At 60.3% G+C, this 22,268-nt stretch carries 24 protein-coding genes; 15 read left to right on the plus strand and 9 right to left on the minus strand.

From position 1 onward, the window contains the following. Positions 1–169: 169 nt before the first annotated feature. From lptB to GTQ41_RS04370, 5 genes are read right to left on the minus strand one after another with little or no spacing between them, the layout of a single operon-like run. Positions 170–895 (minus strand): LPS export ABC transporter ATP-binding protein, encoded by a 726-nt coding sequence (gene lptB / locus GTQ41_RS04350; RefSeq protein WP_041072850.1) that lies wholly within the window; start codon positions 893–895, stop codon positions 170–172. Beyond that, positions 895–1,440 (minus strand): lipopolysaccharide transport periplasmic protein LptA, encoded by a 546-nt coding sequence (gene lptA, locus GTQ41_RS04355; protein WP_025109456.1) that lies wholly within the window; start codon positions 1,438–1,440, stop codon positions 895–897. The genes lptB and lptA overlap by 1 nt, the downstream gene beginning before the upstream one ends. Continuing rightward, complete coding sequence (gene lptC, locus GTQ41_RS04360) at positions 1,427–1,999, minus strand: LPS export ABC transporter periplasmic protein LptC (protein WP_041072852.1); 573 nt, start codon at positions 1,997–1,999, stop codon at positions 1,427–1,429. The genes lptA and lptC overlap by 14 nt, the downstream gene beginning before the upstream one ends. Before the next feature lie 8 nt (positions 2,000–2,007). Beyond that, on the minus strand, positions 2,008–2,532 hold the full coding sequence (locus tag GTQ41_RS04365) for an HAD family hydrolase (RefSeq protein WP_007967216.1): 525 nt from the start codon (positions 2,530–2,532) through the stop codon (positions 2,008–2,010). After that, positions 2,532–3,506, minus strand: coding sequence for a KpsF/GutQ family sugar-phosphate isomerase (locus tag GTQ41_RS04370; RefSeq protein WP_027610849.1), 975 nt, complete (start codon positions 3,504–3,506; stop codon positions 2,532–2,534). Before GTQ41_RS04370 ends, GTQ41_RS04365 begins: the two co-directional genes overlap by 1 nt. Positions 3,507–3,781: 275 nt before the next feature. On the opposite strand from GTQ41_RS04370, the gene GTQ41_RS04375 reads away from it, so the two are divergent. From GTQ41_RS04375 to hisC, 10 genes are all read left to right on the plus strand, one after another. Then, positions 3,782–4,591: an ATP-binding cassette domain-containing protein gene (locus GTQ41_RS04375; RefSeq protein WP_047291316.1), complete on the plus strand. Its 810-nt coding sequence runs from the start codon at positions 3,782–3,784 to the stop codon at positions 4,589–4,591. Beyond that, positions 4,591–5,388, plus strand: a complete 798-nt coding sequence (mlaE, locus tag GTQ41_RS04380) for a lipid asymmetry maintenance ABC transporter permease subunit MlaE (protein WP_025109452.1) — start codon at positions 4,591–4,593, stop codon at positions 5,386–5,388. Before GTQ41_RS04375 ends, mlaE begins: the two co-directional genes overlap by 1 nt. Beyond that, the gene (gene mlaD / locus GTQ41_RS04385) at positions 5,388–5,855 is read left to right on the plus strand and encodes an outer membrane lipid asymmetry maintenance protein MlaD (RefSeq protein WP_007967220.1); all 468 of its coding nucleotides are present in this window, start codon (positions 5,388–5,390) and stop codon (positions 5,853–5,855) included. The genes mlaE and mlaD overlap by 1 nt, the downstream gene beginning before the upstream one ends. Before the next feature lie 11 nt (positions 5,856–5,866). After that, positions 5,867–6,520 carry a phospholipid-binding protein MlaC gene (locus GTQ41_RS04390; RefSeq protein ID WP_041072855.1) on the plus strand — a complete coding sequence of 218 codons (654 nt, stop codon included), beginning with the start codon at positions 5,867–5,869 and terminating at the stop codon, positions 6,518–6,520. Next, entirely contained in the window at positions 6,517–6,822 is a 306-nt protein-coding gene (locus tag GTQ41_RS04395) for a lipid asymmetry maintenance protein MlaB (RefSeq protein ID WP_047291318.1), read from the plus strand. Before GTQ41_RS04390 ends, GTQ41_RS04395 begins: the two co-directional genes overlap by 4 nt. 116 nt (positions 6,823–6,938) lie before the next feature. Then, on the plus strand, positions 6,939–7,178 hold the full coding sequence (locus GTQ41_RS04400) for a BolA family protein (RefSeq protein ID WP_007953556.1): 240 nt from the start codon (positions 6,939–6,941) through the stop codon (positions 7,176–7,178). Between the two features lie 22 nt (positions 7,179–7,200). Further along, a complete protein-coding gene (gene murA / locus GTQ41_RS04405) occupies positions 7,201–8,466 on the plus strand; it encodes a UDP-N-acetylglucosamine 1-carboxyvinyltransferase (protein ID WP_047291321.1) in 1,266 nt (421 codons plus the stop codon). Between the two features lie 126 nt (positions 8,467–8,592). Further along, complete coding sequence (hisG, locus tag GTQ41_RS04410; RefSeq protein ID WP_041072861.1) at positions 8,593–9,228, plus strand: ATP phosphoribosyltransferase; 636 nt, start codon at positions 8,593–8,595, stop codon at positions 9,226–9,228. A gap of 125 nt (positions 9,229–9,353) precedes the next feature. Further along, on the plus strand, positions 9,354–10,679 hold the full coding sequence (gene hisD / locus GTQ41_RS04415; RefSeq protein ID WP_047291324.1) for a histidinol dehydrogenase: 1,326 nt from the start codon (positions 9,354–9,356) through the stop codon (positions 10,677–10,679). 2 nt (positions 10,680–10,681) lie between these two features. After that, entirely contained in the window at positions 10,682–11,734 is a 1,053-nt protein-coding gene (gene hisC / locus GTQ41_RS04420; RefSeq protein WP_047291326.1) for a histidinol-phosphate transaminase, read from the plus strand. Positions 11,735–11,856: 122 nt separating this feature from the next. Here hisC and algW read toward each other — a convergent pair whose 3' ends face one another. Continuing rightward, positions 11,857–13,011, minus strand: coding sequence for a Do family serine endopeptidase AlgW (gene algW / locus GTQ41_RS04425; protein ID WP_041072868.1), 1,155 nt, complete (start codon positions 13,009–13,011; stop codon positions 11,857–11,859). Between the two features lie 103 nt (positions 13,012–13,114). Here algW and GTQ41_RS04430 point away from each other — a divergent pair, with 103 nt between their 5' ends. The 3 genes from GTQ41_RS04430 to cysN all read left to right on the plus strand — a co-directional run bounded on the left by GTQ41_RS04430 (position 13,115) and on the right by cysN (position 16,879). Continuing rightward, positions 13,115–13,873 (plus strand): Nif3-like dinuclear metal center hexameric protein, encoded by a 759-nt coding sequence (locus GTQ41_RS04430; RefSeq protein WP_047291328.1) that lies wholly within the window; start codon positions 13,115–13,117, stop codon positions 13,871–13,873. 180 nt (positions 13,874–14,053) lie between these two features. Continuing rightward, positions 14,054–14,971 (plus strand): sulfate adenylyltransferase subunit CysD, encoded by a 918-nt coding sequence (cysD, locus tag GTQ41_RS04435; RefSeq protein WP_007912374.1) that lies wholly within the window; start codon positions 14,054–14,056, stop codon positions 14,969–14,971. A gap of 9 nt (positions 14,972–14,980) precedes the next feature. Next, positions 14,981–16,879 (plus strand): sulfate adenylyltransferase subunit CysN, encoded by a 1,899-nt coding sequence (gene cysN / locus GTQ41_RS04440; protein WP_047291331.1) that lies wholly within the window; start codon positions 14,981–14,983, stop codon positions 16,877–16,879. A 735-nt stretch (positions 16,880–17,614) separates the two neighbouring features. On the opposite strand, the gene GTQ41_RS04445 is transcribed toward cysN, so the two are convergent. The 3 genes from GTQ41_RS04445 to GTQ41_RS04455 are packed head-to-tail and all read right to left on the minus strand — an operon-like array spanning position 17,615 to position 20,977. Continuing rightward, positions 17,615–18,520, minus strand: a complete 906-nt coding sequence (locus tag GTQ41_RS04445; RefSeq protein WP_047291737.1) for an acyltransferase — start codon at positions 18,518–18,520, stop codon at positions 17,615–17,617. Beyond that, on the minus strand, positions 18,521–20,620 hold the full coding sequence (pta, locus tag GTQ41_RS04450) for a phosphate acetyltransferase (RefSeq protein WP_047291738.1): 2,100 nt from the start codon (positions 20,618–20,620) through the stop codon (positions 18,521–18,523). Between the two features lie 60 nt (positions 20,621–20,680). Beyond that, positions 20,681–20,977 (minus strand): DUF3565 domain-containing protein, encoded by a 297-nt coding sequence (locus tag GTQ41_RS04455; RefSeq protein ID WP_182403876.1) that lies wholly within the window; start codon positions 20,975–20,977, stop codon positions 20,681–20,683. Here GTQ41_RS04455 and GTQ41_RS04460 point away from each other — a divergent pair. Next, complete coding sequence (locus GTQ41_RS04460; RefSeq protein WP_003221719.1) at positions 20,976–21,461, plus strand: peptidylprolyl isomerase; 486 nt, start codon at positions 20,976–20,978, stop codon at positions 21,459–21,461. The two genes, GTQ41_RS04455 and GTQ41_RS04460, sit on opposite strands and share 2 nt — an antisense overlap. Before the next feature lie 123 nt (positions 21,462–21,584). Next, positions 21,585–22,067: a glutathione peroxidase gene (locus tag GTQ41_RS04465; RefSeq protein WP_047291740.1), complete on the plus strand. Its 483-nt coding sequence runs from the start codon at positions 21,585–21,587 to the stop codon at positions 22,065–22,067. Positions 22,068–22,268 lie beyond the last annotated feature (201 nt).

Consider the following 22,268-nt stretch of genomic DNA (forward strand, 5'->3'; position numbering starts at 1 on the left):
ATTCGCCGGCGCGCATGCGCCATCCACTACAGGGCGCCGAAGCGCCAAACTTAAGCAAATTATATGCCTGAAACTGTCGTGTTTGCCTAGAGCGCTGTAACAATAAAGCGTATAAAAAAAGCGCTTCAACGTTACAGCACCCGGACGGCTGGCCGAATGCGCTCGCGCTTTAGAGGCGGAACTCGTGGCCCAGGTACACTTCCTTCACCAGGTCGTTGGCAAGGATGGTTGCCGCATCGCCTTCAGCGATCAGTTGACCGTCGTTGACGATGTAGGCGGTCTCGCAGATATCCAGCGTCTCACGCACGTTATGGTCGGTGATCAGCACACCGATGCCCTTGGCCTTGAGGTGATGGATGATCTGCTTGATGTCGCCGACCGAGATCGGGTCGACACCGGCGAACGGTTCGTCGAGCAGGATGAATTTCGGGGCGGTTGCCAGGGCGCGGGCGATTTCCACCCGACGGCGTTCACCACCGGACAGGCTCATGCCGAGGTTGTCGCGGATGTGGCTGATATGGAACTCCTGCAGCAGGCTTTCCAGCTCCTTGCGACGACCGGCCTTGTCGAGCTCCTGACGGGTCTCGAGGATCGCCATGATGTTGTCGGCCACTGACAGTTTGCGGAAGATCGATGCTTCTTGCGGCAGATAGCCGATACCGGCCTTGGCGCGACCGTGCATCGGCTGGTGGCTGACGTCCAGATCGTCGATCAGTACGCGGCCCTGATCGGCCTGCACCAGGCCGACGATCATGTAGAAGCAGGTGGTCTTGCCGGCGCCGTTCGGGCCGAGCAGGCCGACGATCTGGCCGCTGTCGATCGACAGGCTGACGTCACGCACGACCTGGCGGCTTTTATAGGCCTTGGCCAGGTGCTGAGCTTTCAGAGTTGCCATTACTGGGTTTTCTCGTCGGTTTTCTTCTTCGGCTGGATCACCATGTCGATGCGCGGACGCGTCTCGGTGACCTTGTTGCCGGTAGCGCGACCGGCGCTGGCCAGTTTTCTCACCGTGTCATAGACGATTTTCTCGCCCTGGGTGGTGTTGTTGTCCTTGTCGACAACCTTGGCCTTGTCGATCAGCACGACGCGGTTTTGCGCGGCGTGATACTGGATCGTCACGCCCCAGCCCTGTACAGGCTTGGTGTCACCCTGGGTTTGCAACTGCTCGAAGTAGGCAAGGTTACCCACCGAGGTCACCACGTCGATGTCGCCGGTCGGGGTACGGGTGATGGTCACCGTATTGCCCTTAACGATCATCGAACCCTGGGTGATGATCACGTCACCTTTATAGGTGGCGATGCCATTCTTGTCGTCCAGTTGGGCGTCGTCGGCCTGAATGCGGATAGGTTGCTGCTGATCGTTCGGCAGAGCCCAGGCGCTCACGCTTCCCAGTGCTGCGCCCAGACTGAGCAAAATAGGGAGGGTTTTAACGAGCCTCATACTGTCCTCTTACGTTCGATTGCAGGTGTATCCTGCTTTCCTTCAAATACGCCTTCATTCCCACGCCAGTCGATACACCGCCAGCGCCGTCGATTCTAACGGGTTGCTCGGTCTGCGCATATTGCTGCTGAGGGAACACCGTCATGCGGGTGCTGGTGATCAGGGTGTCGCGGTTCTTTTCATCGGTGCGCTTGATGCGTACCGAGTCGATCAGTTCTACCTGGGTTCCGTCCGGGTTCACTTCGCCACGCTCGCTGGTCACGTGCCATGGAAAGTCTGTGCCGCGGAACATGTTGAGGTCGGGTTTGGTGACCAGTGTCACGTCCGTCGCTTTCAGATGCTCGGCCTTGTCCGACGTCATTTCGTACTGCACCTTGCCGTCCGGAAGGTATTGCAGGGTATGCGTGTTCGTGGCGTACCAGTCGATGGCGGTGTCTTCGACCTTGGTCACGGGTTTGTCGAGGAACCGTTCAGGGCTGATGTTCCAGTAGCCGACCGCTGCAAACAGGGCAGCGATACAGCCGAACAACAGGAAGTTGCGAAATTTTTTGCTAAACATGGTTTGGCTCACAGGTACGCGGCGTTGGCCGCATCGAGGCGGCCCTGGGCGCGCAGGATCAATTCGCAGAACTCTCGGGCGGCACCTTCGCCACCGCGGGCCCGGGTCACGCCATGGGCGTGTTCACGCACGAAGTCGGCAGCATTGGCCACGGCCATGCCCAAGCCTACGCGGCGGATCACCGGCAGGTCAGGCAGGTCGTCACCGAGGTAGGCGACCTGTTCATAGCTTAGGCCCAGTTGCGCCAATAGGCCGTCCAGAACCACCAATTTGTCTTCGCGGCCCTGAAACAGGTGCGGGATGCCGAGGTTCTTCGCCCGGCGCTCGACCACCGGCGTCTTGCGGCCGCTGATAATGGCGGTTTCTACGCCGGCATTCATCAGCATCTTGATGCCCTGGCCGTCGAGGGTGTTGAAGGTCTTGAATTCGCTGCCGTCTTCGAGGAAGTACAGGCGCCCGTCAGTGAGGACGCCATCGACGTCGAACACCGCCAGTTTGATCGCTTTGCCGCGTTGCAGCAGATCGGTTGTCATTACATCACTCCTGCACGCAGCAGATCGGAGAGGTTGAAGGCGCCGATCGGGCGATCTTCTTCGTCCACGACCACCAGTGCGTTGATTCGGTGGTCTTCCATGATTTTCAGCGCTTCGGCGGCGAGCATCTCGGGCCGTGCGGTCTTGCCGTGTGCGGTCATGACCTGGTCGATGGTGGCGCTGCGGATGTCGATGCTGCGATCCAGGGTACGGCGCAAGTCGCCGTCGGTGAAGATCCCGGCGAGTTTGCCATCGGCTTCAACGATCGCGGTCATACCCAGGCCCTTGCGGGTCATTTCCATGAGCGCGTCCTTGAGCAGGGTACCGCGTTGCACTTGCGGCAGCTCCTGGCCGGCGTGCATGACGTTTTCCACTTTCAGCAACAGGCGTCGACCCAGGGCGCCGCCCGGGTGGGAGAAAGCAAAATCTTCGGCGGTAAAACCCCGGGCTTCCAGCAGCGCCACGGCCAGGGCATCGCCCATGACCAGCGCAGCGGTGGTCGAGGAAGTCGGTGCCAGGTTCAGCGGGCAGGCTTCGTGCTCGACGTGAACGTTGAGATTGACTTCGGCGGCCTTGGCCAGCGGTGACTGTGGATTGCCGGTCAGGCTGATCAACTGGATGCCCAGGCGCTTGATCAACGGCAGCAGGGTGACGATTTCGTTGGTCGAGCCGGAGTTGGAGAGGGCAAGGATCACGTCATCGCGGGTGATCATGCCCATGTCGCCGTGGCTGGCTTCGGCTGGATGAACAAAAAATGCCGGGGTGCCGGTGCTGGCCAGGGTCGCGGCAATCTTGTTGCCGACGTGCCCGGATTTGCCCATGCCGACCACGACCACACGGCCCTTGCTGGCCAGAATCATCTCGCAAGCGCGTACGAAATCGGCGTCGATATGGGGCAACAAGCCTTGTACGGCTTCCACTTCGAGGCGGATGGTGCGTTGTGCCGATTGAATCAGGTCGCTGGATTGGCTCATGTCAGAAATCGTATAGCCCGATGAAAAGGCGGCGATTATAGCGGTTATGTTGAAAAGCCTCACGCAAGTTCGTCGAGCTTTGTCATTCCTGGCAACCAAAACCCTGAAAAAGTGCCATCGGGCCTGTCATATCGTTGAACGCGGAAGGGCATGGGCCTTGGGCGCTTGGCGTTTGCAGTGATATAGTTCGCCGCCAGTTCGGCCTGCCCGGGAGGTATGTGCTTTCTGCGGAAAGCCAGGCGTCCGAGTGAGAGGCTGCATCGCAAGGAGTTTAGATGAGTGCCGATAACGCCTACGCGGTCGAGCTGAAGGGAGTCTCCTTCAAGCGCGGTGCGCGCAGCATTTTCAATAACGTCGATATTCGCATCCCGCGCGGCAAGGTTACCGGCATCATGGGGCCTTCCGGGTGTGGCAAGACCACGCTGCTGCGATTGATGGGCGCGCAATTACGTCCCTCCAGCGGGGAAGTCTGGGTCAACGGTCAGAACCTGCCGTCGCTGTCGCGCAGTGATCTGTTCGATGCGCGAAAGCACATGGGCGTGCTGTTTCAGAGTGGCGCGCTGTTCACCGATCTCGATGTCTTCGAGAACGTCGCTTTCCCCCTGCGGGTTCATACCCAATTACCGGACGAGATGATCCGCGACATCGTCCTGCTCAAATTGCAGGCGGTTGGACTGCGCGGCGCGATCGAGTTGATGCCGGACGAGCTGTCGGGCGGCATGAAACGTCGCGTGGCGCTGGCGCGGGCGATCGCGCTCGATCCGCAGATTCTCATGTATGACGAGCCTTTCGTTGGTCAGGATCCGATCGCCATGGGCGTGCTGGTGCGTCTGATCCGTCTGCTCAACGATGCGCTGGGCATTACCAGCATTGTGGTTTCCCACGACCTGGCCGAAACCGCGAGCATCGCTGACTACATCTATGTCGTGGGTGATGGTCAGGTGCTGGGACAGGGCACGCCGGACGAATTGATGAACTCGGATGAACCGCGTATTCGCCAGTTCATGACCGGCAACCCCGATGGCCCGGTGCCGTACCATTTTCCAGCGACGGATTACCGCGCAGATCTTCTGGGGAAGCGCTGATGCGCAGAATTTCATTGATAGAACGCGTCCGCCGCTTCGGCGAGACGGCGATCGACGCCGTGGCGGTGTTTGGCCGCGCGACCCTGTTCCTGTTTCACGCCCTGCTCGGTCGTGGCGGCATCAGCGGCGGTTTTGGTCTGCTGGTCAAGCAACTGCATTCGGTTGGCGTGATGTCGCTGGTGATCATCGTCGTCTCCGGGATTTTCATCGGCATGGTGCTGGCGCTGCAGGGCTTCAGTATTCTGTCGAGCTACGGTTCGGAGCAGGCAGTGGGGCAGATGGTCGCCCTGACTTTGCTGCGTGAATTGGGTCCGGTGGTGACGGCGCTGCTGTTTGCCGGGCGTGCCGGTTCGGCGCTGACGGCCGAAATCGGCAACATGAAGTCCACCGAACAGCTTTCCAGCCTGGAAATGATCGGCGTCGACCCGCTCAAGTACATCATTGCTCCGCGCCTGTGGGCCGGTTTCATTTCCCTGCCGGTGCTGGCGATGATTTTCAGCGTGGTCGGCATCTGGGGTGGTTCGTGGGTGGCTGTCGACTGGCTGGGTGTGTATGAAGGCTCTTATTGGGCGAACATGCAGAACAGCGTGAATTTCACCAGTGACGTGCTCAACGGCGTGATCAAAAGTATTGTTTTTGCCTTTGTAGTGACCTGGATTGCCGTATTCCAAGGCTATGACTGTGAGCCCACTTCCGAGGGGATCAGTCGTGCTACCACCAAGACCGTGGTGTTTGCCTCGCTGGCAGTGCTCGGCCTGGACTTTATTCTGACCGCTTTGATGTTTGGAGATTTCTGATGCAAAACCGCACCCTGGAAATCGGTGTCGGCCTGTTCCTGCTGGCAGGGATCCTGGCCTTGTTGCTGCTGGCGCTGCGGGTCAGTGGCCTGTCTCCGACATCGACCACCGACACCTATAAGCTGTATGCCTACTTCGACAATATCGCCGGTTTGACGGTCAGAGCCAAAGTGACCATGGCCGGTGTAACCATCGGCAAGGTCACGGCCATCGATCTGGATCGCGACAGCTTCACCGGTCGGGTCACCCTGCAAGTGGATAAAAAGGTCGACAACCTGCCGACCGACTCCACAGCGTCTATCCTGACCGCTGGCCTGTTGGGCGAGAAGTACATCGGCATCAGCGTGGGTGGGGAGGACACTCGTCTGAAGGATGGTGGAACCATCCACGACACGCAGTCGTCTCTGGTACTGGAAGACCTGATCGGTAAATTCCTGCTCAATACCGTTAGCAAAGACGCCAAATGAGGAGCTTTTGAATGATCTCTACCTTGCGACGTGGCCTGTTGGTGTTGCTCGCGACACTGCCACTGCTGGCTAACGCTGCGCCCGGGCAATCGGCGCACGATCTGGTTCAGGACACCACGAACCGGATGCTGGCCGACTTGTCGGCCAATAAAGCGAAATACAAGCAGGATCCGGCTGATTTCTATGCCGCGTTGAACAACATCGTCGGCCCGGTAGTGGATGCCGAGGGCATTTCCAAGAGCATCATGACGGTCAAGTATTCGCGCAAGGCCACGCCTGCGCAGATGCAGACCTTCCAGGAAAACTTCAAGAAAGGCCTGTTCCAGTTCTACGGCAATGCCTTGCTCGAATACAACAATCAGGGCATCACGGTTGATCCGGCCAAGGATGAATCGGGCGATCGCACCAGCGTCGGCATGACCGTCAAGGGCAGCAACGGCGCGATCTATCCGGTGCAGTACACGCTGGAGAAGATCAACGGCGAGTGGAAGCTGCGCAACGTGATCATCAACGGCATCAACATCGGCAAGCTGTTCCGTGATCAGTTCGCGGATGCGATGCAGCGCAATGGCAACGATCTGGACAAGACCATCAACAATTGGGCTGGCGAAGTGGCCAAGGCCAAGGAAACCACCGAGAAAGCTGCCGAGAAGCCAGCGCAATGAATGAGGCGGCAGTTCGTATGAGTGATGTCGACGAGCTATTGCTCAGCGGAGTGCTGGACTATCGCACAGGCCCCGACCTGCGCAAGGAAGGCCAGGCGCTGATCAAGTCCAGCAGGGCGGCATCGCTGGTGATTGATTGTTCGGCAGTGAAGAAGTCCAGCAGCGTCGGCTTGTCCTTGCTGCTGTGCTTCATGCGCGATGCCCGGGCGGCCGGCAAGGCTGTCAGCATCCGCGCGATGCCGGAAGACATGCGCGAAATCGCTCAGGTCAGCGAACTGACCGAGTTGCTGGCGCACCCCTGAACCCGCATCGACAAACAAGCCCCCCGTCAGAGTCCTGCCAATGCGGGGTTCGCAGGCGCGGGGCTTTTTTGTATGATGTCCGACCCGTGCGCACAGGGCGCCGATTGAGGTTGAGCATGCAGGCCGTAGAAGTGAAGAGCTTCCTTGAAGGAAAGCTGCCAGGAACGCAGGTGGAAGTTGAAGGCGAAGGCTGCAACTTCCAGCTGAACGTGATTAGTGATGAACTGGCGGCGTTGAGCCCGGTCAAGCGTCAGCAAAGCATCTATGCCCATTTGAACCCTTGGATCGCTGATGGCAGCATCCACGCGGTCACTATGAAATTTTTCAGCAGCGCGGCCTGGGCCGAGCGCACCTGAGCCCTAGGGCGTCGAGATTCTTATGGATAAATTGATTATTACCGGTGGCGTTCGTCTTGATGGCGAAATCCGTATCTCCGGGGCGAAGAACTCCGCCCTGCCGATTCTGGCCGCCACCCTGCTGTGCGATGGCCCGGTGACCGTTGGCAACCTGCCGCACCTGCACGACATCACCACCATGATCGAGCTGTTCGGTCGCATGGGCATCGAGCCTGTGATCGACGAGAAACTCAGCGTTGAAATCGACCCACGCACCATCAAGACCCTGATCGCGCCGTACGAACTGGTGAAAACCATGCGTGCCTCGATCCTGGTTCTGGGGCCGATGGTTGCCCGTTTCGGTGAAGCCGAAGTCGCCCTGCCTGGCGGTTGCGCCATCGGTTCGCGCCCGGTTGACCTGCACATCCGTGGTCTCGAAGCCATGGGCGCGGTGATTGACGTCGAAGGCGGCTACATCAAGGCCAAGGCGCCTGAAGGCGGCCTGCGCGGCGCAAGCTTCTTCTTCGATACCGTCAGTGTGACCGGTACCGAAAACATCATGATGGCTGCAGCCCTCGCCAAGGGTCGCAGCGTGCTGCAGAACGCTGCGCGCGAGCCGGAAGTGGTTGACCTGGCGAACTTCCTCAACGCCATGGGCGCCAAGGTTTCCGGCGCTGGTACCGACACCATCACCATCGATGGCGTCGAGCGCCTGGGCTCGTGTTTCTACAAGGTCATGCCTGACCGTATCGAAACCGGCACCTACCTGGTGGCCGCTGCGGTCACCGGTGGCCGTGTGAAGGTCAAGGACACCGATCCGACCATCCTCGAAGCCGTTCTGGAAAAGCTCCGTGAAGCCGGCGCTGAAGTCACCAGCGGTGACGACTGGATCGAGCTGAACATGCATGGCAAGCGCCCGAAAGCGGTCAACGTGCGCACAGCGCCGTACCCGGCGTTCCCGACCGACATGCAGGCGCAGTTCATCTCGCTCAACGCCATTGCCGAAGGCACCGGTGCGGTAATCGAGACGATCTTCGAAAACCGTTTCATGCACGTGTACGAACTGCACCGCATGGGCGCCAAAATCCAGGTCGAAGGCAACACTGCGATCGTCACCGGTACTGAAGTGCTGAAGGGCGCGCCAGTGATGGCCACCGACCTGCGTGCTTCGGCGAGTCTGGTCATCTCGGCCCTGGTGGCCGAAGGCGATACCCTGATCGACCGCATCTACCACATCGACCGTGGTTACGAGTGCATCGAAGAAAAACTGCAGATGCTGGGCGCCAAGATCCGTCGCGTTCCGGGCTAGTCGCTGCACTGGGCACAGGGAGGTGTCCACTGAATTTGTTTCGAGTCGAGCCGGTATCCGGCTCGATGTGTGTCCGGCGCCGATTGCGACCGGACATGAGTACCTTGATAAGGACTGACGTTTCCCATGTTGACCATCGCACTGTCCAAGGGCCGCATCCTTGACGACACCCTGCCGCTTCTCGCCGAAGCCGGCATCGTGCCGACCGAGAATCCGGACAAGAGCCGCAAACTGATCATCCCCACCACTCAGGATGACGTACGTCTGTTGATCGTGCGTGCCACCGACGTGCCGACCTATGTCGAGCATGGCGCGGCCGACCTCGGCGTCGCCGGTAAAGACGTGCTGATGGAATACACCGGCCAGGGCCTCTACGAGCCGCTGGATCTGCAGATTGCCCAGTGCAAGCTGATGACGGCCGGCAAGATCGGCGCAGCCGAGCCCAAGGGCCGTTTGCGCGTGGCGACCAAGTTCGTCAACGTTGCCAAGCGCTACTACGCCGAGCAGGGCCGTCAGGTCGACATCATCAAGCTCTACGGCTCGATGGAGCTGGCGCCGCTGATCGGTCTGGCCGACAAGATCATCGACGTGGTCGACACCGGCAACACACTGCGCGCCAACGGCCTGGAACCTCAGGAACTGATCGCCACGATCAGCTCGCGCCTGGTGGTCAACAAGGCTTCGATGAAGATGCAACACGCCCGAATCCAGGCGTTGATCGATACCCTGCGCACGGCAGTGGAATCGCGACACCGCGGCTGATGTACCTGCGCGACCTTGAGTCGCGCCCGTCTATCCGCCTCATAGCCAGAATCTCAGGTGCCCAAGCGGAAACGACTGCTAAGTTAGGGCGCCTGAGTTTTTGCCATTCCTATGAGGCTCTCGCTATGACCGCACCGACTGCAATTCGCCGACTCAACGCTGCTGACCCGGATTTCGCGCATCATCTGGATCATCTGCTGAGCTGGGAAAGTGTGTCTGACGACTCGGTCAATCAGCGCGTGCTGGACATCATCAAGGCGGTGCGCGAACGCGGTGACGCCGCGCTGGTCGAGTTCACCCAGAAATTCGACGGTCTCGAAGTCGCCTCGATGGCTGACCTGATCCTGCCGCGCGAGCGTCTGGAGCTGGCCCTGACTCGCATCACCGTGGCACAGCGCGAAGCGCTGGAAAAAGCCGCGGCGCGGGTGCGCAGCTACCACGAAAAACAGAAACAGGACTCCTGGAGTTACACCGAGGCCGACGGCACCGTGCTCGGGCAGAAGGTTACGCCGCTGGATCGCGCTGGCCTGTACGTGCCGGGCGGCAAGGCGTCATACCCGTCGTCGGTGTTGATGAACGCGATTCCGGCCAAGGTTGCCGGCGTGGCCGAAGTGGTCATGGTGGTGCCGACCCCGCGCGGTGAAATCAATGAGCTGGTGCTGGCGGCGGCGTGCATTGCCGGCGTTGACCGGGTGTTCACCATTGGCGGCGCACAAGCGGTTGCCGCACTGGCTTACGGCACCGAAAGCGTGCCGCAGGTGGACAAAGTGGTCGGCCCGGGCAACATCTATGTCGCCACCGCCAAACGCCACGTATTCGGTCAGGTCGGCATCGACATGATCGCCGGCCCTTCGGAAATTCTCGTAGTGTGCGACGGCCAGACCGATCCGGACTGGATCGCCATGGACCTGTTCTCCCAGGCCGAGCACGACGAAGACGCGCAGGCGATTCTGGTCAGTCCCGACGCCGAGTTCCTCGACAAGGTCGCGGCGAGCATCGACAAACTGCTGCCGACCATGGACCGCGCAACCATCATCGAAACCTCGATCAATGGCCGTGGTGCGTTGATTCACGTGAAGGACATGGCGCAGGCGATCGAAGTCGCCAACCGCATCGCCCCGGAACACCTCGAATTGTCGGTGGCTGACCCGCAAGCCTGGCTGCCGCAGATTCGCCACGCCGGCGCGATCTTCATGGGCCGCCACACCTCGGAAGCGCTGGGTGATTACTGCGCCGGCCCGAACCACGTGCTGCCAACCTCCGGCACCGCGCGTTTCTCTTCACCGCTGGGCGTGTACGACTTCCAGAAACGTTCGTCGATCATCTTCTGCTCCGAGGCCGGCGCTTCCGAGCTGGGCAAGACCGCGTCCGTGCTGGCCCGTGGCGAATCCCTGAGCGCGCACGCCCGCAGTGCCGAATACCGCATCAAAGACGAAGTGAAGGGGAATTGAACATGAGTAAATTCTGGAGCCCGTTCGTCAAGGATCTGGTGCCCTATGTGCCGGGCGAACAGCCGAAGCTGACCAGACTGGTCAAGCTCAACACCAACGAAAATCCGTATGGCCCGTCGCCCAAAGCCCTGGCGGCGATGCAGACCGAACTCAACGACAATCTGCGCCTGTACCCGGACCCGAACAGCGATCTGCTGAAAACCGCCGTCGCCCACTACTACGGCGTGCAGAGCAATCAGGTGTTCCTCGGCAACGGTTCGGACGAAGTGCTTGCGCACATCTTCCACGGTCTGCTGCAACACGAGCAGCCGCTGCTGTTTCCGGACATCAGCTACAGCTTCTATCCGGTGTATTGCGGTCTGTACGGCATCCAGTTCGACGCCGTGCCGCTGGACGCACAGTTCCAGATCAACCCGGCGGACTACGCCAAACCCAACGGCGGGATCATTTTCCCCAACCCGAACGCACCCACCGGTTGCCTGTTGGCGCTGGAGGCGGTCGAGCAGATCCTCAAGGCCAGCCCGGATTCGGTGGTCGTGGTGGATGAAGCGTACATCGACTTCGGCGGCGAAACCGCGATCAGCCTGGTGGATCGTTATCCGAACCTGCTGGTGACCCAGACCCTGTCCAAGTCGCGCTCGCTGGCCGGACTGCGCGTCGGCCTGGCGGTGGGTCATCCGGATCTGATCGAAGCGCTGGAGCGCATCAAGAACAGCTTCAACTCCTATCCGCTGGATCGTCTGGCGATTGTCGGGGCGGCGGCCGCGTTCGAGGATCGCGAGTACTTCGACAAGACGTGCCGTCTGGTCATCGAAAGTCGCGAGTGGGTCATTGCGCAGTTGCAGGCCAAGGGTTTCGAAGTGCTGCCGTCGGCGGCGAACTTCATCTTTGCCCGTCACCCGCAACACGATGCGGCAGGGCTGGCGGCCAGGCTGCGCGAGCAGGGCGTGATCGTGCGTCACTTCAAGCAGGAGCGGATTGCCCAGTTCCTGCGGATTTCGATCGGTACGCCGGAGCAGAATCAGGCGCTGATCGACGGCCTCGGCGACCTCTAAACCGCCGCTGAACCTGTGGGAGCGAGCCTGCTCGCGAAAGCGCTTGGCCATTCAATAACGATGTTGAATGTGCCGGCCTCTTCGCGAGCAAGCTCGCTCCCACAGTGTTTTTGGGTTGGTGTTTACTCTTCTTCCTTGACCGGCGCCGGCGGTGGACGCAGGCCGATTTCCGCGGTCAGCTTCAGCTCCTTGCCATTGCGCATCACTTGAATCGTGACCTTGTCGGTCGGTTTGATCCGCGCCACCTGGTTCATTGACTTGCGGCCATCACCCGCCGGTTCGCCGTCGATACTCAGAATCACGTCACCCAGCTGCAGGCCGGCCTTCTGTGCCGGGCCATCGCGGAAGATTCCCGCCACGACAATTCCCGGACGCCCGGACAGGCCAAACGACTCGGCCAGCTCCTGAGTCAGCGGCTGCACTTCAATACCGAGCCAGCCACGAATCACCTGACCGTGCTCGATGATCGACTTCATCACTTCCATCGCCAGTTTCACCGGGATCGCAAAACCGATGCCCTGCGAGCCGCCGGACTTGGAGAAGATCGCGGTGTTGATGCCGGTGAGGTTGCCGTTGGCATCGACCAGTGCGCCGCCGGAGTTGCCCGGGTTGATCGCCGCGTCGGTCTGGATGAAGTCTTCGTAGTTGTTCAGGCCCAACTGGTTGCGCCCGGTGGCGCTGATGATGCCCATGGTCACGGTCTGGCCGACGCCGAACGGGTTGCCGATGGCCAGCGCGACGTCGCCGATACGGATGTTGTCGGAGCGGCCGACGGTGATCGCCGGGAGGTTTTTCAGGTCAATCTTCAGCACCGCGAGGTCGGTTTCCGGGTCGCTGCCGATGACGCGGGCGAGGGTTTCGCGCCCATCCTTGAGTGCCACCACGATCTGATCGGCGCCGGTGGTTACGTGGTTGTTGGTCAGGATGTAGCCTTCCGGGCTCATGATCACGCCGGAACCGAGGCTCGATTCCATGCGTTTCTGCTTCGGCGAGTTGTCACCGAAGAAGCGCCGGAACTGCGGATCCTCAAACAGCGGGTGCGCCGGTTTGTTGATGACTTTGGTGGTGTAGAGGTTGACCACCGACGGTGCGGCGATGGTCACCGCGTCGGCATAGGACACCGGGCCCTGCTGCACACTGGTGGTTTGCGGGGCCTGTTGCAGGTTGACGTCGAGGCTCGGAAGCCCGACCCACTGCGGGTAACGCTGAATAATCAACAGAGCGATAAGCACGCCGGCCAACAGCGGCCAGCCAAAAAAACGCAGCGCCTTGAGCATTAAGCACGTCCTGGAAAAGTTGCAGGCGGGGGCAGACCGCCGATAATGTCGCGCATTATACGAGGCCGCGCGCGCCTCTGAACGGGATATTTAGGAGTCTTTCATGGCCGTCGCCCTCAGCACCCTGGTCGAAGAAGCCGACCGTTACCTCGGCAGTGCGAAAATCGCCGATTATTGCCCCAATGGCCTGCAGGTGGAGGGGCGTCCGCAGGTGATGCGCATTGTCAGTGGCGTCACCGCCAGTCAGGCCTTGCTCGATGCTGCAGTGGAAGCCGAAGCCGATCTGATACTCGTGCATCACGGCTATTTCTGGAAAGGCGAAAACCCGTGCATCACCGGCATGAAGCAGCGCCGCCTGAAGACCCTGCTCAAGCACGACATCAGTCTGCTCGCTTATCACCTGCCACTGGACCTGCACCCGGAGGTCGGCAACAACGTGCAGTTGGCGCGTCAACTGGACATCACCGTCGAAGGGCCGTTGGACCCGGACAACCTGAAGATCGTCGGGCTGGTCGGCTCGTTGAACGAGCCCATGACCCCGCGTGATTTCGCGCGCAAGGTTCAGGATGTCATGGGGCGCGAGCCACTGCTGGTCGAAGGCAGTGCGATGATTCGCCGGGTCGGCTGGTGCACCGGTGGCGGGCAGGGCTATATCGATCAGGGCGTGGCGGCGGGCGTTGATCTGTTCCTCAGTGGCGAAGCCTCCGAGCAGACCTTCCACAGCGCCCGGGAAAACGACATCAGCTTCATCGCCGCCGGCCACCATGCCACCGAGCGCTATGGAGTGCAGGCGCTGGGCGACTACCTGGCAAAACGTTTTGCTCTGGAACACATCTTCATCGACTGCCCGAACCCGATCTGACGACTCCCGGCGAGCCTGATCTGAAATGCTGTCCTACAGGGTTAGTGGGGCAAACCGGTGGGCATATTCATATGCCCTTTCGATCTAGTTGGCGTCCTGATTAGAAGAGGGCGCTGTGCTAGGATTCCCCGCTCGAACACGGCCCGCTGGCCGTTCATAAGAAAGCTTTCGTGAGTAGCCATGGTCGACAAACTGACGCATCTGAAACAGCTGGAGGCGGAAAGCATCCACATCATCCGCGAGGTGGCCGCCGAGTTCGACAACCCGGTGATGCTGTACTCCATCGGTAAAGACTCCGCCGTGATGCTGCACCTGGCACGCAAGGCGTTCTTCCCGGGCAAACTGCCGTTTCCGGTGATGCACGTCGACACTCGCTGGAAATTCCAGGAGATGTACAAGTTCCGCGACAAGATGGTCGAAGAGCTGGGCCTGGATCTGATCACCCACATCAACCCCGATGGCGTGGCGCAGAACATCAACCCGTTCACCCATGGCAGCGCCAAGCACACCGACATCATGAAGACCGAGGGCCTGAAGCAGGCACTCGACAAGCATGGTTTCGACGCCGCGTTCGGTGGTGCCCGTCGTGATGAAGAGAAGTCCCGCGCCAAGGAGCGCGTGTATTCGTTCCGCGACAGCAAGCACCGCTGGGACCCGAAGAATCAGCGTCCGGAGCTGTGGAACGTCTACAACGGCAAGGTCAACAAGGGCGAATCCATTCGCGTATTCCCGTTGTCGAACTGGACCGAACTGGACATCTGGCAGTACATCTACCTCGAAGGCATCCCGATCGTGCCGCTGTACTTCGCCGCCGAACGCGAAGTGATCGAGAAGAACGGCACGCTGATCATGATCGACGACGAGCGCATCCTTGAGCATCTGTCCGACGAGGACAAGGCGCGTATCGTCAAAAAGAAAGTGCGTTTCCGTACCCTTGGCTGCTACCCGTTGACGGGCGCGGTGGAGTCCGAGGCCGAAAGCCTCACGGACATCATTCAGGAAATGCTCCTGACGCGAACTTCCGAGCGCCAGGGCCGGGTCATCGACCACGATGGCGCCGGCTCGATGGAAGATAAAAAACGTCAAGGCTATTTCTAAGGGGTTGTCATGTCGCACGCATCTGATTTGATCAGCGAGGACATCCTCGCCTACCTGGGCCAGCACGAACGTAAAGAGCTGCTGCGCTTTTTGACCTGCGGTAACGTCGACGACGGCAAAAGTACCCTGATCGGGCGCCTGCTGCACGACTCCAAGATGATCTACGAAGATCATCTGGAAGCCATTACCCGCGATTCGAAGAAAGTCGGCACCACCGGTGACGACATCGACCTGGCGTTGCTGGTCGACGGCCTGCAGGCCGAGCGTGAGCAGGGCATCACCATCGATGTCGCCTACCGCTACTTCTCCACCGCCAAGCGCAAGTTCATCATCGCCGACACCCCCGGCCATGAGCAGTACACCCGCAACATGGCCACCGGTGCATCCACCTGTGACCTGGCGATCATCCTGGTCGACGCGCGTTACGGCGTGCAGACCCAGACCCGTCGCCACAGCTTCATCGCCTCGTTGCTGGGCATCAAGCACATCGTCGTCGCCATCAACAAGATGGACCTGAAAGACTTTGATGAAGGTGTGTTCGAGTCGATCAAGGCCGACTACCTGAAGTTCGCCGAAGGCTTGAAGATGAAGCCGACCAGCATGCACTTCGTGCCGATGTCTGCTCTCAAGGGCGACAACGTGGTGAACAAGTCCGAGCGCTCGCCGTGGTACACCGGCCAGTCGCTGATGGAAATTCTCGAGACCGTGGAGGTGTCGGGCGATCGCAACTTCACCGATCTGCGTTTCCCGGTGCAATACGTCAACCGTCCGAACCTGAACTTCCGCGGCTTCGCCGGCACCCTCGCCAGCGGCATCGTGCACAAGGGCGACGAAGTGGTGGTTCTGCCGTCGGGCAAGAGCAGCCGCGTCAAATCCATCGTCACCTTCGAAGGTGAACTGGAGCAGGCCGGTCCAGGTCAAGCGGTGACGCTGACCATGGAAGACGAAATCGACATCTCCCGTGGCGACTTGCTGGTGCATGCCGACAACGTGCCGCCGGTCACCGACAGCTTCGAAGCGATGCTGGTGTGGATGGCTGAAGAGCCGATGTTGCCGGGCAAGAAATACGACATCAAGCGCGCCACCAGTTACGTGCCCGGCTCGATTGCCAGCATCGTCAACAAGGTCGACGTCAACACCCTCGAAGAAGGTCCGGCGAGCGCGTTGCAGCTCAATGAAATCGGCAAGGTGAAGGTCGCGCTCGACGCGCCGATCGCCCTCGACGGTTACGACAGCAACCGCACCACCGGTGCGTTCATCGTTATCGATCGTCTGACCAACGGCACCGTTGGCGCCGGCATGATCGTCGCTCAGCCACTGAGCCACGGCACGGCCACCCACCACGGCAAACTGGCTCACGTTGCTACCGAAGAACGTGCCCAGCGCTTTGGCCAGCAACCGGCGACCGTGCTGTTCAGCGGCCTGTCGGGCGCGGGCAAGAGCACGCTGGCCTATGCGGTCGAGCGCAAGTTGTTCGACATGGGCCGTGCGGTGTTTGTGCTGGATGGTCAGAATCTGCGTCACGACCTGAACAAAGGTCTGCCGCAGGATCGTGCCGGTCGTACCGAGAACTGGCGTCGTGCCGCACATGTGGCGCGTCAGTTCAACGAAGCCGGTCTGTTGACCCTGGCGGCGTTTGTTGCGCCGAGTGCTGAAGGTCGCGAGCAGGCCAGGGAGCTGATCGGCAAGGATCGTCTGCTGACGGTTTATGTGCAGGCTTCGCCGGCGGTGTGTGCCGAGCGTGATCCGCAGGGCTTGTATGCTGCGGGTGGCGATAATATTCCGGGTGAGTCGTTCCCGTATGACGTGCCGCTGAATGCTGATCTGGTGATCGACACGCAGTCGCTGTCGCTGGAAGAGAGCGTCAAGCAGGTGTTGGATCTGCTGCGCAAGCGTGGCGCGATTTAAGCGTTTGCCGGAAATGAAAGGCCCGCGGATGAGTGATCATCGGCGGGCTTTTTTATTGGGGGCGATTTGGTTTTCGGCGATGGCGGCCTTTGGGCCGACCATGCTCTTGTTGATTGAGTACATATCCGTTGCTGCGGTAACGGCTGCTTAGGGTTTCGCCCTTACGGCGAGTCACCTTTTCCAAACGCCGAAAAGGTAACCCAAAAGGCTTGCTCCTGCGTTCGGCCCGCTCGCTGGGGCTCGGGGTCCCTTCGCTGCGGGATTGATCCGGGGGCAGCGCCTACGGTTTGCTTCGCTGCACCTCCTCTCGCTGTGTTTGGCTGCGCCAAACGGTCGCTGCGCTCCCACCCCCGGATCAATCCCTCCGCTCAGCCTTCCGACGTCGCCCGTGGATCAAGATCAAGAGCTGCAGCCGAGCTTGCGCTCATCCTGGAGTGGGGCGGCATGCGCCGCGTGCGGGTTGTATTATCTTCCCTGTAGGAGCTGCCGCAGGCTGCGATCTTTTGATCTTGATTTTGTGGGAGCTGGCCTACCAGCCGACCGATACCTAACTGAACACACCCAACCCAATTGTGGGAGCTGGCTTGCCAGCGAAGGCGGCCTGCCAGCCGACCAATCCCTAACTGAACGCACCCAATCCAACTGTGGGAGCTGGCCTGCCAGCGATGGCGGTGTGTCATTCACCAATGACGCTTGCTGATCTCGGCCATCGCCAACAGGCTGGCTTCCACAAGGTTAGTGCCGGTTCGGGAATTCGCAGTGCATCTGCTCCAGCAGCGCATCCTTGTCCTGCCACAGCTGATTGATCCAGCCCTGAAACTGCAGACGGTATTCGCCGTCCTGGTCGTAGTTCTTGCCGATGAAGGCCGGCGGGATTTTCAGTTCTTCAAAGTGCACTACCACGTCGCGCACGTTGCCGCACAGCAGGTCCCAGAACCCCGGACGCCCGCCCGGGTAGTGAATGGTCACGTTGACGATCGACTCAAGCTGCTCACCCATCGCATCCAGCACAAAGGCGATGCCGCCAGCCTTGGGCTTGAGCAGGTATTTGAACGGTGATTGCTGCTGCGCGTGCTTGCCTTCGGTGAAGCGTGTGCCTTCGACGAAGTTGAAAATCCCCACCGGGTTGTCGCGAAACTTCGCGCAGGTCTTGCGCGTGGTTTCCAGGTCTTTGCCTTTCTTCTCCGGGTGTTTTTCCAGATAGGCCTTGGAGTAGCGTTTCATGAACGGGAAGCCCAGCGCCCACCACGCCAGGCCAATCACCGGGACCCAGATCAGCTCCTGCTTGAGGAAGAATTTCAGCGGCTGGATGCGCCGGTTGAGCACGTATTGCAGCACCAGAATGTCGACCCAGCTCTGGTGGTTGCTGGTGATCAAATACGAATGTTTGTAATCCAGGCCTTGCAAGCCGCTGATGTGCCAGCGGGTGCGGCGTACCAGGTTCATCCAGCCCTTGTTGTTACTGATCCAGGCTTCGTGGGTGTGGCTCATCAGCCACAGCGAGGCGCGGCGGGCGAGGTCGAAGGGCAGCACTTTGATCAGCGCCACACAGAACAGAAACGAGCACAGCAGAATCGTATTGAGCGCCAACAGCAGTGCGGCGATCACGCCGCGAATCGGGGCGGGCAGGAAGTCCAGCATTTACACATCCATAGGTCGGTTGGCGGCTTGAATCGCGGTCAGGGCGATGGTGTAGACGATGTCGTCGACCTGCGCGCCGCGCGGCAGGTCGTTCACCGGTTTGCGCAGGCCTTGCAGCATCGGGCCGAGGCTGACGCAGTCGGCGCTGCGCTGCACGGCTTTGTGGGTGGTGTTGCCGGTGTTCAGGTCGGGGAACACGAACACCGTGGCGCGGCCGGCCACCTGGCTGTTGGGCGCCAGTTGCCGGGCCACATCGGCGTTGGCAGCGGCGTCGTATTGCAGCGGCCCGTCGATCAGCAGCGAGTGCTGTTGCTCGTGGGCGAGCAGGGTGGCTTCGCGGACTTTCTCGACTTCTTCGCCGCTGGCCGACTCGCCGCTGGAGTAACTGATCATCGCCACGCGCGGGGTGATGCCGAAGGCCGCTGCCGAGTCGGCGCTTTGCAGGGCGATCTCGGCCAGCTCAGTTGCGCTTGGGTGCGGATTCATCACGCAGTCGCCGTAGACCAGCACTTCTTCGGGGAACAGCATGAAGAACACCGAAGACACCAGCGTGCAGCCTGGCGCGGTCTTGATCAGTTGCAGCGCCGGGCGGATGGTGTTGGCGGTGGTGTTGATCACGCCCGACACCAGACCATCGACTTCATCCAGCGCAAGCATCATGGTGCCAATGACCACGGTGTCTTCCAGTTGCTGTTCGGCCATCGGCGCGTTGAGGCTTTTGCTTTTGCGCAGGGCGACCATTGGCTCGATATAGCGCTCGCGGATCAGGTCCGGATCGAGAATCTCCAGCCCCGGCGGCAGCTCGATGCCTTGCGCGCGGGCCACGGCTTCAACGTCCGCCGGTTTGGCCAGCAACACGCAACGGGCGATGCCGCGCTCCTGACAGATCGCCGCCGCCTGCACGGTGAGCGGCTCGCTGCCTTCGGGCAGGACGATGCGCTTGTTTGCCGACTGCGCCCGTTGAATCAGTTGATAGCGGAATACCGCTGGCGACAGGCGCATTTCCCGCGGGGTGCCGCAGCGCTGGTGCAACCACTTGGCGTCGAGATGGCTGGCGACGAAGTCGGTGATGATCTCCGCGCGCTCGCGGTCATCAATGGGGATTTCCTTGTTCAGGCCATTGAGCAGGTTGGCGGTGTCGTAGGAGCCGGTGCTCACCGACAATACCGGCAGACCGGCCTGCAACGCGCCACGGCACAAGTCCATGATGCGTGGATCGGGCAGGGTGTCACTGGTCAGCAACAGCCCGGCCAATGGCACGCCGTTGAGCGCCGCAAGACTGACCGCAAGAATGATGTCGTCGCGATCGCCCGGGGTTACCACCAGCACGCCGGGCTTGAGCAGTTCTACGGTGTTGCGCATGGTGCGCGCGCAGATAATGATTTTGGTCATGCGCCGGGTTTCATAATCGCCGGCATTGAGTACCTGTGCGCCCATCAGGTCGGCAACGTCGCGGGTACGTGGGGCGTTGAGTTCGGGCTGGAACGGAATGCAGCCGAGCAGGCGGAAGTCACCGCTGCGCAGCAACGGCGAATGCTCCTTCAGCCGCGTGGCGAAGGCCTCCATGCTCTCCTCGGTTTTGACCTTGTTGAGGATCACGCCGAGGACTTTCGGATCTTTCGGACCGCCGAACAGTTGCGCCTGCAATTCCACGCGGCCGGAGAGTTCGGCGAGCACTTCGTTTTCCGGAGCCGACACCAGAATCACCTCGGCATCCAGGCTTTTGGCCAGGTGCAAATTGACCCGCGCGGCGTAGCTGGCGCTGCGGGTCGGCACCATGCCTTCGACCACCAGCACGTCCTTGCCGACAGCCGCTTGCTGATACAGGGCGATGATTTCTTCGAGCAGCTCATCGAGCTGACCGTCGCCGAGCATTCGCTCGACGTGGGCCAGGCCCAATGGTTGCGGCGGTTTCAGGCCGTGGGTGCGCGCCACCAGTTCGGTTGAACGCTCGGGGCCGGTGTCGCCGGGATGCGGCTGGGCAATCGGTTTGAAGAAGCCGACTTTCAGTCCGGCCCGCTCCAGGGTACGCACCAGCCCCAGGCTGATGGAGGTCAGACCCACGCCAAAATCGGTGGGTGCGATAAAAAAAGTTTGCATGCGGATTCTCTGAGGGTGCATGGCAAGGGTGGCGATCTATATGTGACCGCCTACCGAAATTCAGTCGCCAAGGTTATCGCTAACCGAGCCTTGTGCGCACCAACCGCAGGTAAAGGGTTGGCCTATTTTTTCAACACGTTGTGCCGGGTCAAGGATCCACGCGCGCGATTGCCAGGGCGGCTGATGACGCACGTGCTGGGTGTGGCCACAGGATAGCTCGGCCACCCAGTGACCCTCCTCGTCCTGATGGAAGCCGGTGATCGTTGATTCCCGTTTGTCCGGGTTGTGTTCGCTTTCGCGCGATTGCTTCGCTAAACTGGGTCTTTCTATATTCTTATACAAAAGGTTTCGCCCCATGCTGATCGCCGCCAACAAGGCTGTCTCTATCGACTATACCCTGACCAACGACGCTGGTGAGGTCATCGACAGCTCCGCCGGCGGCGCTCCGCTGGTCTACCTGCAAGGCGCAGGCAACATCATCCCGGGCCTGGAAAAAGCGCTGGAAGGCAAGGCTGTTGGTGACGAGCTGGAAGTGTCCGTTGAGCCGGAAGACGCTTACGGCGAATACGCTGCCGAACTGGTCAGCACCCTGAGCCGCAGCATGTTCGAAGGCGTTGACGAGCTGGAAGTCGGCATGCAGTTCCACGCTTCGGCGCCGGACGGCCAGATGCAGATCGTGACCATCCGTGACCTGGACGGCGACGATGTCACCGTTGACGGTAACCACCCACTGGCCGGTCAGCGCCTGAACTTCAAAGTGAAGGTCGTTGCTGTCCGTGACGCCAGCCAGGAAGAAGTCGCGCATGGTCACGTCCATGGCGAAGGTGGCCATCACCACTGATTTTCTGCGCTAAGCTTCGAGTACTGGAGAGGCGCCTGCGGGCGCCTTTTTAGTCCGCGGCTGTCCTTGGTGGCCTCGCCAAGTGGCTGTTTCGAGTAGAACACGGGAATCCTGGAGTACGTCATGAGTGCTTTTCACGACCTTAAGTTGACAGCCCTGGATGGTCAGGAGCTACCGCTGGCGCCGTTCAAGGGCCAAGTCGTGCTGGTGGTCAACGTCGCCTCCAAATGCGGCTTGACTCCACAGTACGCGGCACTGGAAAACCTCTATCAGCAATTCAAAGACAAAGGCTTCACTGTGCTGGGCCTGCCGTGCAACCAGTTTGCCGGCCAGGAACCCGGTAGCGAACAGGAAATTCAAGAGTTCTGCAGCCTCAACTACGGAGTGACATTTCCGTTGTCGAGCAAGCTCGAAGTCAATGGTCACGAGCGCCATCAACTGTACCGTTTGCTGGCGGGCGAGGGTGCGGAGTTTCCGGGTGATATCACCTGGAACTTCGAGAAATTTCTGCTTGGCAAGGACGGCCGGGTGCTGGCGCGGTTTTCGCCGCGTACGGCGCCGGATGATCCGACCATCGTTCACGCGATTGAAAAAGCGTTGGGCTGAAATAGTCAGAGCGAAAGATCGCAGCCTGCGGCAGCTCCTACAAGGACTGTCGAAGCTGCGATTTTTTCGTTTCTGCACTGACCGTTGCAGGCGCTGCCGCAGACTGCGATCTTTGCTTTGTGTCTTTTGATCCTTGATCACTCAAATCAATAATGCTGTTCAAGGCTTGCGACTCTCCATATTATCGCCGTCATAAAGTCA

Origin of the sequence: Pseudomonas sp. AN-B15, from assembly GCF_019056475.1 — a bacterium.
In the GTDB taxonomy this organism is placed as follows: Bacteria; Pseudomonadota; Gammaproteobacteria; order Pseudomonadales; family Pseudomonadaceae; genus Aquipseudomonas; species Aquipseudomonas parakoreensis.